Below are 11600 nucleotides of genomic sequence, written 5' to 3' on the forward strand. Positions count from 1 at the left end.
GCGGGCCTCGAAGCGCCGCCTATGCGGCTTCAACCTTTTTTCCGGTCTTGCCCCGCGTAGCCTGTCGCTCTTCGGTCATCTGGTTGCGCTGGGCCTCGCGGATCATAAGGACGGTGCGCCGGGCATCCTCCTGACGGGTCCGGGAAAAAGCGTCGGCAAGCTGGTTCACGTCGCCCTCGTCGCGCCCCGTATGGCGGCAAACCAGGCGGGAGAGGGAAAAGAACCCCTGCATGCCCATCGTTGTGGCACGGCACAGCACCACGATGGATGAGATATCGCAGTGCAAGATCGAACGCCTGAGCGTCGTTTCCTCAAGGCGCAAGAGGTTCGCCATGACCCAGATCGAGTCATCGAGGCGTTCTTCCATGGCGAGTTCGCTCAGCACGGAATCCAGCGTGCGCCGCCCGTCACGTATGGAATCATAGAGTGCACTGCGTTCAAGCTGGCGGTGCGCGCTTTCCTTCATGCCCTGCTCGATCATGGCGGATGCGCGCCGCGTTGCCTCCTCAAACTTCCCATTGTCGACCAGCGATGCAAAAGCCCCGAGGCGCGAACGCAACTCGTCCGTCAAGGAGGTACGCAGATTGTTGGCGAAGGCAGCTTCGTCGCCACTTCGTTTGGCCAGACTGAGCTGCACTTCCGGATCGTTGCCGCCGCGATGAAGAAGGTGACCGAGCCCTACCATGGAGAACCGGGCCCCCCGATTCGACGCGACCTGACGAAGGACTTCCTCTCCGCCGATTTCGGTCAGAATATCGGTGACGGCTTCTCCGATTGCCGGTCGACCGGCAATGGCCAAGCGATGAGCCTCGCCGCGGGCACGTGCGATTTCTGCAAGATCCGAATCCCGCAGCAGAGGAGACATTTGGAGAATAGGCGTTGCAACGACTTCGTCGTCGTTGGCGAGTTTCAGAACCAGATCCCGATCCACATGCTCCGAGCGCGCGATCTGATCGGCGATATCGGCACGTATCTCGTCGGCCACCTGATCGAGAATTTTCGAAACCACATCTCCAAACAGACGTTTTTCAACGTCACCTGGAATATGGTTATCCTGGAAGAAAACCTCCGAAATCGCCTTCACGAGGGCGCTTCGCCCCTTTGCGGTGCGATCTCGCGCCAACTCTACCAGGTTCAGAACCCGCATCTTTATTGTCCCTTGTTGACGTTCTTCCCCGAATTTTCCTGCATTTTTACCATGCTGCACAGTGAGTTGCCGCAACAACCGGTCGCTATGCTTTCCGTCTGGTAAATCCGGGTCTGGCTATGCAAGCCATTGCAACATGCAAATCCTCCGGACGGTTGCCGCATCCGGAATTCCACCAATTCGAGAAACCGTTTCCCCCTCCCCACAGGGCACGCTTTCCCGAGCTTTTTGGTGTCGCGGTTCTCCCTCCATTCGAATTGCCCGTTTGCATTCAGTCCTGCCTAATAAGCCTTTCTCATGAGAGGTTTTGCAATGTCCAATTCCCTTATTTCCTGGCGCGACCCTCGCGCCCCTGAGTTCGTTGCCCGTGAAATGGAGGCGCTGCGCGCGGCCCTCGACATGACAATTCCACCGAGACGTGAGGCTCCTCGAAATCTCCTCATCGGCACCTGGAACCTCAAGGCTTTCGCATCGCTTACGGAAGAATGGCTGGCGGGGCCAGATGACAGTCCCAAGCGTGACTGGCGCGCATTGTGGGCCATAACGGAGGTCATCTCCCGTTTCGATGTCGTCGCCATTCAGGAAATCAAGGGCGACCTGCTGGCCCTGCGGTCGCTGATCAAGACCCTCGGCCTCGATTGGAATTTCCTCATTACGGACATCACCCGCGGCGACAAGGGCAACTCAGAGCGGATGGGTTTCCTCTTCAACACACAACGGGTTCAGCTTTCAGGCCTTGCGGGCGAGCTTGTCATTCCGGACGACTGGGACAGCGTCTTGCCATCAGGCGCCCTGCAACGCCAATTCGCCAGAACGCCCTATGCGGTCAGCTTTCGCGCCGGCGGCGAGACGTTCATCCTCGTGACCCTTCATGTCGATTATGGCGGCGACTCCCGCGGGCGCATACCCGAACTGAAGGGTATTGCGGAATGGATTGCGGACTGGGCCAACAAGACGACGACCTACGGCCAGAACCTGATCGCGTTGGGCGACTTCAACATCGACCGGCACGGCGATGATCTGTGGCGCGCCTTTGTCAGCACCGGCCTGACGGTCCCAGCCGATCTGCACAAGACCAAACGTTCGATATTCGCCAGCGACGACGCCCCTCTCCTCGACAAATATTACGATCAGATCGCATGGTTCGAGAGCGGTGGCAGACGCAAGCTCAACATGGAATATGTGACCGGCGGCGGCTTTGATTTCGTGCCATATATCTATACTGAAACGCCCATTACCCGTAGCCAGCTTCAACACCGGATCTCTGATCACTATCCGCTATGGGTCGAATTCAACTGCAAGAGCTGAGACCGCCCGGTCGCTCCCCTGAACGGTCGCCAACGTGTGAAACCGTCCATCAATCCAGGATGTCATGCGCGGACCTGCGCGCAACGCAAACTCTGCCGACCACTTGAAAAACAGAAGAAATCGCGGTCTGCGACCATCCACAAGAGCGGCCTTTCCGCTTGTGTTTTTCGCGTTTCCAGCGATTGCGCTCTGAGCGACGAACAGCTATACGAACCAAGCATCTATCGCGGTTCGGGGCATGGCGCAGTCTGGTAGCGCACCTGGTTTGGGAGCACGAACGCGCATTTCCATTTCATCATATTTGATAATTGGATACTTCATCGCTGCAGAGTGGTGTTGTGAATTTCGCTGTTAAGCCCTGCTTCCCAGTCATCCTCACATCCACCAGCTGAAACAAACCTCGACCAGTGGTTTCACGACAGTTCGTGACCTGTGACTTCTGCAAGCCGCTGTGGGCAGCGGGCACCTCCAGCATTTGCCATTCTGGCCTTCGAGGTTTTCAGCGTTCTCTACAAACTCTGACCCGTCATATATGACGATGCACCATTGTCAGGGGCATAACGCCAGATACCACTAAAACACGTAGCCAATATCCTGCCCCCAGTTCGGTGCGGGAGATTGTAATGAAGTCAGATAAATTTCTGGAGTTGGAGAAGCTGGTTTATCTCCACGGTACGCTGTCCTTTTGTGCGGAAGAGCTACGCCGGATGAAACGACCATATGTCAATTTCGTCGAGCTCGCGTTGAGCGAACTGGCCCCTGAAATTGAAACAGATCTGCAAAAAGACCTTGGTAAATGGACGCAGGGGCAGGATAGTTTCCTCCAGTCTAGATACTGGGGGTGATCATGCATATCGATAATTCCTTTGCCGAAATCATCGATGAGTTTGAGCAGATTCAATCGATGCAAGACGGGCAAGCGATGCTGCGACGTATTTCTGACCTCTATGGGTTGAGGCATGCAGCCTATTTCGCTGCGCGACTGCCGGATTTGACCCGGCGTGAACCCTACATTGCAACGACATATTCCGCGGATTGGGTGAACCACTACAAAGATCGTGAGTTCGTCAAGGTCGACCCGGTATTGCCGGCAGGCTTGCAAAGGATGTTGCCCACCGATTGGGGGAGCTTTGATCGCAAGCACACCAACACGAAAACGTTCTTTGGCGAAGCGCAGGACTTTGGGATTGGCGACAAAGGCATGACCTTCCCAATCCGGGGCGCTGGCGGTGAACTCGCCATGTTCTCGATCACCTCTGACGCGTCAGATGCGGAATGGAAGTCGATCAAGACGAACTACATGCGGGACTTCCAGACCATCGCTCATTTCGTCCATGAGATGGTGCTCAGGACCGAACGCGTGTCGGTCGAGAATGCCCATCTTTCGCCTCGCGAATCCGAATGTCTCAAGTGGGCTGCGGAGGGAAAAACCCACCAGGATGTGGCAACTATCCTCAATATTTCTGAGCGAACAGTGCGCTGCTATCTCGATACTGCCAGGCATAAATTGAACGCAATCAATGTTACCCACGCCGTCGCACGAGCAATCGCCTCCAACCTCATAAACATTCCAGGATAGGCGGCCTTCCGTTGCTTGGCCATTCCGTCATATTCGACGAATTATGGGCCTGCGAAAAATACGGAATAGTCATCTCCATCGACGGCACACATTCTTACGGAGACGATTATGATCAGGCTTATTCAGGGTATCGACCGCGCTTCGCACTCCTTCGAAATCGACCGCATGCACTCAATTCGCTATCAGGTTTTCCATGAACGTCTCGGTTGGGACGTCAAGGTCGACGACGGATGGGAAATCGACGAATTCGACGATTGCAATCCGCTCTATGTCGTTTCCATCGACCCAGAGACGGAAGATGTTCGCGGTTCGGTTCGCTTGTTGCCGACCACCGGTCCGAACATGCTTCGTGACGTTTTTCCGGCCCTTCTGGAGCCCGGAATGGAGGTTGCGAGTGGCCTGATCTGGGAAAGCTCCAGGTTCTCGGTCGATCCACAGCTCGCCTGCGCCGCAGAACGATCCAATTGCCAGATCAACCAGATCACGGCCGAGCTTTTGCTCGGAATGGCTGAAGTCGGGCAGTTGATCGGACTCACTCACATCGTCAGCGTCTATGACGCCATGATGGCCCGCATTGTCCGTCGTGCGGGCTGCAAGGCGGAGACCATCGGTCGGCCCCAGCACGTCGGCAAGGTGATGGCCTATGCAGGGCTTTTTGCGACGGATGATGAGATGATCAACGACCTTCGGCAGGCTGGCGGGTTTGCAGGCTCTGTGCTTGAGAAGCCTGCTCCGACTGATCCCCTGGCGGCCTTCGTATAGCCAGGCGGCGAGACAATCCGTGCATGTCGGGCCGGTGGGGACTTATCCCCGCCGGTCGGCGCGCATATTACAGATGGAGAGCTGCGCAGCTGCAAGGAGGGGAAAATGCCGAAAACCGTTGTTCGTTTCAGCCACTCAGAACAGGCAATTGAGGAGGCGTTTGCTCGTTGGAAGGCAAATGATCCGATTGCTGTTCTGGTCGAGGCCATGCACCCGAGCAGCGCCTATCTCGCAGGGCTCCTTGAGGCGGCAGGTTATCTTGATGCGACGACCGATATCAATCGTGGCATTCAGGAGCCATGGTCTAATTTGAACGAAAAGTTCCGCTTGATATGCGAACGCTTCTCGACCGACGTTGACTTGGAAAACTAGTAGGATTTCCAATCAAAGTTCGCGATTAGCGCTCAACCTGCCGCTCCCCGCGAATTTAGCCGCCCCGAGTAGGGGCCCCCTCCCCGGAGCTCTGTCCAAGAAGCCGGAAACCTCCAAGCCATATTGATTAAGTCTCGGAGCGCGCTCCGACGCGCGCCCCTCCTTTGCCATATTACATTTTCATTATAAGGGCGACGATGGGGCTACGCATCTCTTGTGCGCCATTGTGGATCGGATGGAAATAACCTTTCCTTTTGAAACGGCTACCTGCCCCTCCTTATCTCCCCCAAAAACGGAAGATGTGGGCACTCCAATTAAGAAGACCCCCACGGCATCGCCGGTTGCAGCGCTGTTTTGCGCGACTTTTAGGCTCTCTAGCCGTGCCTGTTCAGCTTTGAGTTCCGCCGTCAGCTTAGCGCAGGAAAGATTGCTATAAGCGCTGACAGGAATGTCGACAGGAACGATTGCGTCCGGCCTCTTCGCGCATGCTGCTGCGAATATGATCAAAATCACGCAAGAAATCGTCTTATTCATCCGATGCCCCCAATTTACGTCATTCGTATATCTTACTAAGCTAGGCTCAGCAACATCGTTGGGTTCGCGGAGGTCTGCTATGCGCCATTTGGTCTCGCCCAACATCCTAGACTGGGACTTTGTGGCATCAGCCCCGCATCTAAAGCGGGCCGAAACGCCCCCCGTTACTGCGACGCTCGTGTCGAGATCGTGGGAGCCGGGCGACGTTGAGCCTTACCGTACTGACAATTGCAGGAATGATTAGCGGATATCTGATCCGCCTCTTTTCGGGGCGCCATTAAATCGACGACCACTTTGCGCCCTAAAGTCGGCCGTTTGCAGACTCTCTTCCTGATCCTGAAAACTGCCGTTCGTTGCGGGTCGAACAATTGCCCGTATGGGCGGGAAGCGGAAGTTCGCTGCGGTCGAAACGAAAGGCGGAAATGGGGCCGGAAGCCGACATTCGCTGCGCTTGTCACGAATGACCTCGATGCGCAGGCGGATAAATGCATCAAAGCAGTTTGGATCAAGAAGTGCCCAATTTACACCACGCATAAAGCGTGTCCACCCCGCAAAAGAGAAAGTCTGTCACCCACAAGGTCTATGAAGTGCAAGATACCCCTTGGTTCCTGCCCGGATGCTCACTAAGATTGTGGCTTAGCTAAATATATTGTGAAGGTGACCTTTGAAAACATCTCTGCCGACTGGCTGCAAATTGAGCCATCGCGTCCTTGAGACCCCCGAACTTATGCCTCGCGTTGGCGAAGATTACAGCATCACTGATGCTCAATACGCGGCACTGGATGCTGGCCTTGCTGATGGCGAAAGCCTGCTGGTCTCCGCGCCGACGTCAACTGGCAAAACTCTTATCGGATGGTGGGCCGCCGTGACCGGCCTCGAGCAAGGCAAGAAGTTTGTTTACCTAGTGTCGCACCGTGCACTTGCGTCCCAGAAGTTCGACGAGATTCAGAGACTATTCCAGGGTCCATGGCTCGGCGATGACTCGCACATGCTCGTGTGTGCGACGGGCGACGGGGTGACGGACGGGAGCGGACGAGCCAGTAGCGCGCCGCTGACGGCAACTATTCTGGTTGCCACCTACGAGAAGTACCTCGCCCTGATCTCTGCGGGTGGCCCCCCTCAAGACTTGTCCGACGTCGTATTCGTGTGCGACGAAATTCAGCTAATCGGGGACGGGAGTCGGGGGAAGCATGTCGAGCTCCTGCTCTCCGTCCTTAAGAGAACCGGGTGGTATCAGTTCATCGGCTTGTCCGCAGTGATGGACGATGTCGGCGCGCAGCAATTTGCGCATTGGCTCAACCTGTCTTTGGTGAAGGTCGACACGCGCGAGAAGTCACTCACGATCGAGGGCCGGTGGAGTAATGGCAGAATGGTTGCCAGATCCACCCCCGACGGCATCGAGCCTCTCCACCAGTTGCCGACGGTCAAGGAGATGGAACTCAATGGAATGGTCCAAGAGCTTATCGCCTTGGATAAGAAGCCTGTCATCGTGTTTTGCATGAAGGTGGATGACTGTTATGACCTAGCAGAAAAATGGGCCGCGATCCAAGCTGTGTCGCAGTCTGTCGAGGCACCCGCTGGGCTCGATCTGGACGCTGGTCTCCTGCAATTGATCAACAAGCGCTGCGCATTCCACAACGCGGAGCTGAGCGAAGCTGAACGCTCTTTCGTGGAAGACCTGATGAAAGCAGAGACCGTCGACGTGGTCTTTGCAACGTCGACGCTTGCCGCCGGGGTGAACTTCCCGCTTGGCAGCGCGGTGTTCTCGAAGTGGAAGCGCTGGGACTTCGACAAGAGAACGCACGTGCCTATCCGGCGAGACGAGTTCCAGAACATGGCGGGGCGCGTTGGCCGGATGGGGCAAGGCGCCGATGAGGGAATTGTCCTCGCAACTGCCGGTGGTGCATCTGATTTGGCTCTCCTCCAGCAGCTGATGGACTTCTCGAAGCGGGAAACACTCGGCGTTGGGATCACGCCGGATGACTTCGGCGCGCTGGTAATCCAACTCTTCGCGGGTGGACTCTGCACGACGCGCGACGGAGCGTTCACGCTGATGGCTGCGACACTCAGCGCGAGCCGTGAAGGTGAGAAGGGGGTCGGCAATGTCGAACATTGGCGGCGGCATCTTGATCTACAGATCGACCGGCTCATCGAGACGCATTGCCTGATTGAGACGAAGAGCCGAGTCGTTGTGACCGAGTTCGGCAAGGCGGTCGCAAGAAGCGGCTTGAAGCCCGAAACCGTTGAACACTTCCTGCAATACCTGACTGAGCATGGCGAGCAGGCTGCTCAGTTGCTACCCACGCCTGAACTAGAAGGTCAAGACGATGACCTGCTTTTCATCTTCGCACACGGAAGCCTGCTCTCCCCCGAATTCAGCCTGACCGGTGGGCCAAGAACGCGAAATATCAGCTGGCGCTTTAGCCGTTACGGTGCGGTAGAAAACCCGCAAGCAGATACTCTCGTGAAGCTGCTTTTCGAGTACCCATGGGTCGCCGATCCCGGCGCGGCCAACGGCGCACGGGCGCTGTCAGAGTGGGCGGCTGGGGCTGACCGTGAAACGCTGGAACAGCTTGTGCCGGACGTTCGCCTTGGGCTGATCGAGAGTATGGCGCGCGACGTGAGCTGGCTTCTGGCGGCGGTCTCGGAGGTCATTGGGTCGTCGTCCTCTCCTACACTCGCCGATGCGGCGCGGCATCCGCTGCTGAGAGCTACGAACCCCACTCTGCCGAATATCAGAAAGTTTTCTCGCGTCCTACGCAGGTACGCCATGCGCATCGGGTACGGCCTACCTTCTGGGTGCCACTGGCTGAAAGAACTTGAGCTCCAAGGTCCTGCGAAGCGCCTGACACGGATGCAAATCTTGAGCATCCACCGGCAGGGTATTTCGCGCCCCCACCTGCTGATGGATGGAAGCAATGGTCTAGACGCCCGTCGCCAAGCGGCACTACCGAAAGTCGGTCGGGTCTCATATGCGAACCAAGTCCGTGACGCCGCGAGAAACTGGAAGGTCGATCAGAGGCGGCACTTCCGTGAACGTCACGAGAAGAAGGCCATCAGGCACAGCGTCGAAAAAATCGTCGCTGACCTGTACGACATGAGGGGCAAGAATCTTGAGACGGCCATAATCGTGGCGTTCCAAGATATTGGAGTCAACTGCACTGTGCTCGACGACGGCACCAAGCCCGCTTGGCCTGACCTTAAAATCGAGTTTTCGGGGAGCGGCATGGCGAGTGACATCGTCGCCGAGGTCAAGTCCAAGGAACGGGAAACGGCATTGGTCCCTCTGAACGATGCCATCGAGGTCATCGGTGCTGCTGCAATCGCTGGATTGGGCGGAACGCCGGTGACCACGATTTGCAGTCCTGGCGTTGAACCTAGCGTCCCGACCTCAATCTCGGGTTGCAATCACCTCAGCATTGTTGAGCTGGTGGATTTGGTGGAGGCCTACCTCCGCATCAAGGATGGCAACCTGACTATCGCTCAGCTTCATAACTGGCTCACCACGCCGGGAATTGCCCTCCCTGAAGATCTGCCCTTCAACAATTTCTAACGCGCGGGCCGGTCGGCTCGTGCGCCTCTGAACGGCCAAAGCGCGACGGCGATGTGCTCAACCTAGCGAGCCGCCGCCGCTGGTGCTCTGCCTATAGCCCCTCATGCGTGTGAAGTCGGAGTCTGGGGGAGCATTATTCGCGGGGCGCTGCTCAGGCAGCAACGGGCGAGCGCCCTGCCACCTTGAATGCCCGAAAGGGCAACCTCCGCTCCGCTGGCGACTTTGTCGTCTACGGTCGCCACTAGGATTCAGCAAGATTAGTGGAGGGGGCTTTGCTCACAGACAATGGGCCCAATTATCGGTAAAGAGTTTGAAGTAGAAGTCCTCGGCGTCCGTCGTTAATGTCCGGACTGGGCCGAAATCTGCCGTCGACCTAACTCAGGTGAATGCCCGCTTTGCTTGGTTTCGCGCCCAGGAACCGCCCGCCCCCTGTCGGCCCCTTGAAGGTTAGAATGTGCTCGCCGAAAACAGTCTGGTCATTCACCCTCCGAATTTCGCCCGGATCACATCCCACGCCCAGATCACGAAGGCCAGCACGGATGCCCCGGCAACGCCTGCGATCGCGAGCCAGGTCATGCCCGCGAATTTCCAGCGACGCACCTCGTCGATGACCGGCATGATGTCCTTTTCGATCTTCGCATTCGCGGTATCGGCCGCCGTCTTTGCGGCATCGGCGGCATGGGCGGCGTCCTCCGCCCTGTCCTTTGCAGCATCCACCTTGGCGTGGAGGTCGCGCCGGCTTGTCGAGGCCCGGCGCGTCTCCTTTTCCTGGTCGTCCTTTATCCCCTCGACCAGCCCGATCAGCCGCCCCAACTCGCGCTGGATATCGTGCAACGGATCGGTCATCGCCTTTTTCGTCCTGCCGCCAGCGCCGCGGCGGCGGCCGTCGCGATCGTGACCGGCATGGCGACCGGGTCAAACAGCCAGCGGATCGACATGTCCACCCACACGGCCGCCTGGGGCGGATAGGCCGCGATCGACCACGCTTGCGGGAATATCCCGCCCGACCACCAGAGAAAATTGTAAAGCCAGAGCATCCACAGGTTCAGCACACCAGGGCCGAGCGCGGCCGTGACCAGAACCCAGAAGATCGGGTGGCTGAACTTTGCCTGCTGCCGCGCGGTGCCCTCGCTTGCGAGATGGCGTGCGGTTTTCTGTTCGGCCCGGATACGGTCAACCTCGGCGCGGACGGCCTCCACGGTCGTTTGTGCGCGGATGCGTTCGCGCTCCGTCTCGTTGTCGGCCCGCGCCTCCAGGTGCGAGAGCGCCTTGTCCACGATCCCGCCAAAGCCGAGCTTCAGTAGAAAGGAGACAGCGCCGGCGGCGATGGACGCGATCATGCCGCCCTCCTCCGCCAGGGCAGCCACCTGTCCAGGTATCCGCCGTCATCCAGCCGGGCGTAGAGCGCGAGGAAAGCACCGGCGATGACCATGCCGCCGATGACCATCGCGATCAGATCGCCGCTGCTCAGGGCTTCCTTCTGGCCCTCGATAAAGTCGACCATCTCCCTGACCGGCTGGACGAGAACGGCAGCGCCGCCGCCGGCGGCAAGCCCCGCGCCGCCGGCCGTGCGCGATTTCGCGATCGGTTTCGGGTTCGGCAAAGGCGCCGGCGCAAGCAGAACGGGTTCGCTCGCACCGCCTTCCCCCTCCTCCCAGCCGTGCCACTTGCCGGCCCGCAACTGATCGGACTTTCGCGCCATGCGTCGCGCATAGGCGCCGCCGAGGCCTCCGCCATTGTAGACATCCTCGATGCGGGCGAAGTCTCGGTTCCGAAGCGCCTCGCCCAGATGCTTGTTGTGCAGGAAACTCGCAAAGGCGCGCAGCTGGTGCTTCTCGCTGTCGCAGAAGGCCGCCCACATCTGCCGCGCGGACGTGAAGCCGCAAGGGCTATAGTTGAAGCCCATGATCTGGAAGCGGCCCATGCTGATCGATCTGAGTGCCGCCTCCTCGTCGATCTCGATCGCACGGGCCAGCAGGGCGTAGCGCTGATCGGCCGTGGCCTGGTCCCTGTAGCCACCAGCCTTGGGCGCAATCCATTTCTTGCGCGCAAGACCCGCCTGCACCCCGCGCTTTCGCGCGGTACCGGACAGGTTCCTGTAGAACCAGTGCTTCTCGAACAGGATCTTGATGCGCCCGTCCGGAAACCAGCCGAAGCCGTTGCTCTCCACTTCGGCGATCGCCTCAAGATCGGCCGGGTGGCAGCCGATCTCCCTTGCCAGCAGTGCCATGGCGTCATCCGACACCGCTTCTGCCCTACCTTTTCCAAGTTCCATCGCATCATCCTTTCGGGCAACAAAAAACCCGCCTCCAGGGGCGGGTTGTGAAACCTCTATACGAGCCGCG

At 58.2% G+C, this 11600-nt stretch carries 11 protein-coding genes; 6 read left to right on the forward strand and 5 right to left on the reverse strand.

The window, feature by feature from the left end:
• Positions 1-19: 19 nt before the first annotated feature.
• Positions 20-1225 carry a DUF2336 domain-containing protein gene (locus ABGM93_RS05220; protein ID WP_321504021.1) on the reverse strand — a complete coding sequence of 402 codons (1206 nt, stop codon included), beginning with the start codon at positions 1223-1225 and terminating at the stop codon, positions 20-22.
• A 234-nt stretch (positions 1226-1459) separates the two neighbouring features.
• Here ABGM93_RS05220 and ABGM93_RS05225 point away from each other — a divergent pair, with 234 nt between their 5' ends.
• The 5 genes from ABGM93_RS05225 to ABGM93_RS05245 all read left to right on the forward strand — a co-directional run bounded on the left by ABGM93_RS05225 (position 1460) and on the right by ABGM93_RS05245 (position 5168).
• The gene (locus tag ABGM93_RS05225; RefSeq protein WP_321504022.1) at positions 1460-2455 is read left to right on the forward strand and encodes an endonuclease/exonuclease/phosphatase family protein; all 996 of its coding nucleotides are present in this window, start codon (positions 1460-1462) and stop codon (positions 2453-2455) included.
• A gap of 623 nt (positions 2456-3078) precedes the next feature.
• Positions 3079-3300, forward strand: coding sequence for a hypothetical protein (locus ABGM93_RS05230; RefSeq protein WP_321504023.1), 222 nt, complete (start codon positions 3079-3081; stop codon positions 3298-3300).
• Positions 3301-3302: 2 nt separating this feature from the next.
• Positions 3303-4034, forward strand: coding sequence for a LuxR family transcriptional regulator (locus ABGM93_RS05235; protein WP_321504024.1), 732 nt, complete (start codon positions 3303-3305; stop codon positions 4032-4034).
• Positions 4035-4142: 108 nt separating this feature from the next.
• Positions 4143-4796, forward strand: coding sequence for an acyl-homoserine-lactone synthase (locus tag ABGM93_RS05240; RefSeq protein WP_321504025.1), 654 nt, complete (start codon positions 4143-4145; stop codon positions 4794-4796).
• 105 nt (positions 4797-4901) lie between these two features.
• Complete coding sequence (locus ABGM93_RS05245; protein WP_321504026.1) at positions 4902-5168, forward strand: hypothetical protein; 267 nt, start codon at positions 4902-4904, stop codon at positions 5166-5168.
• A 183-nt stretch (positions 5169-5351) separates the two neighbouring features.
• Here the strand turns inward: ABGM93_RS05245 and ABGM93_RS05250 are convergent, their stop codons facing one another.
• Complete coding sequence (locus ABGM93_RS05250; RefSeq protein ID WP_321504027.1) at positions 5352-5702, reverse strand: hypothetical protein; 351 nt, start codon at positions 5700-5702, stop codon at positions 5352-5354.
• A 694-nt stretch (positions 5703-6396) separates the two neighbouring features.
• Here ABGM93_RS05250 and ABGM93_RS05255 point away from each other — a divergent pair.
• Positions 6397-9255 (forward strand): DEAD/DEAH box helicase, encoded by a 2859-nt coding sequence (locus tag ABGM93_RS05255; RefSeq protein WP_321504028.1) that lies wholly within the window; start codon positions 6397-6399, stop codon positions 9253-9255.
• 480 nt (positions 9256-9735) lie between these two features.
• On the opposite strand, the gene ABGM93_RS05260 is transcribed toward ABGM93_RS05255, so the two are convergent.
• From ABGM93_RS05260 to ABGM93_RS05270, 3 genes are read right to left on the reverse strand one after another with little or no spacing between them, the layout of a single operon-like run.
• Positions 9736-10101: a DUF1515 family protein gene (locus ABGM93_RS05260; protein WP_321504029.1), complete on the reverse strand. Its 366-nt coding sequence runs from the start codon at positions 10099-10101 to the stop codon at positions 9736-9738.
• The gene (locus ABGM93_RS05265) at positions 10098-10595 is read right to left on the reverse strand and encodes a hypothetical protein (protein ID WP_321504030.1); all 498 of its coding nucleotides are present in this window, start codon (positions 10593-10595) and stop codon (positions 10098-10100) included. Before ABGM93_RS05265 ends, ABGM93_RS05260 begins: the two co-directional genes overlap by 4 nt.
• Positions 10592-11530: an N-acetylmuramidase family protein gene (locus ABGM93_RS05270; RefSeq protein ID WP_321504031.1), complete on the reverse strand. Its 939-nt coding sequence runs from the start codon at positions 11528-11530 to the stop codon at positions 10592-10594. Before ABGM93_RS05270 ends, ABGM93_RS05265 begins: the two co-directional genes overlap by 4 nt.
• Positions 11531-11600 lie beyond the last annotated feature (70 nt).

This window comes from Breoghania sp., from assembly GCF_963674635.1.
Taxonomy (GTDB): Bacteria; Pseudomonadota; Alphaproteobacteria; order Rhizobiales; family Stappiaceae; genus Breoghania.

What these genes read in the sequence shown, in the direction of transcription:
- ABGM93_RS05225 (WP_321504022.1), top strand. Translation starts at nt 1,460, where the DNA reads ATGTCCAATTCCCTTATTTCCTGGCGCGACCCTCGCGCCCCTGAGTTC.
- ABGM93_RS05230 (WP_321504023.1), top strand. Translation starts at nt 3,079, where the DNA reads ATGAAGTCAGATAAATTTCTGGAGTTGGAGAAGCTGGTTTATCTCCAC.
- ABGM93_RS05235 (WP_321504024.1), top strand. Translation starts at nt 3,303, where the DNA reads ATGCATATCGATAATTCCTTTGCCGAAATCATCGATGAGTTTGAGCAG.
- ABGM93_RS05240 (WP_321504025.1), top strand. Translation starts at nt 4,143, where the DNA reads ATGATCAGGCTTATTCAGGGTATCGACCGCGCTTCGCACTCCTTCGAA.
- ABGM93_RS05245 (WP_321504026.1), top strand. Translation starts at nt 4,902, where the DNA reads ATGCCGAAAACCGTTGTTCGTTTCAGCCACTCAGAACAGGCAATTGAG.
- ABGM93_RS05250 (WP_321504027.1), bottom strand. Translation starts at nt 5,702, where the DNA reads ATGAATAAGACGATTTCTTGCGTGATTTTGATCATATTCGCAGCAGCA.
- ABGM93_RS05260 (WP_321504029.1), bottom strand. Translation starts at nt 10,101, where the DNA reads ATGACCGATCCGTTGCACGATATCCAGCGCGAGTTGGGGCGGCTGATC.
- ABGM93_RS05265 (WP_321504030.1), bottom strand. Translation starts at nt 10,595, where the DNA reads ATGATCGCGTCCATCGCCGCCGGCGCTGTCTCCTTTCTACTGAAGCTC.
- ABGM93_RS05270 (WP_321504031.1), bottom strand. Translation starts at nt 11,530, where the DNA reads ATGGAACTTGGAAAAGGTAGGGCAGAAGCGGTGTCGGATGACGCCATG.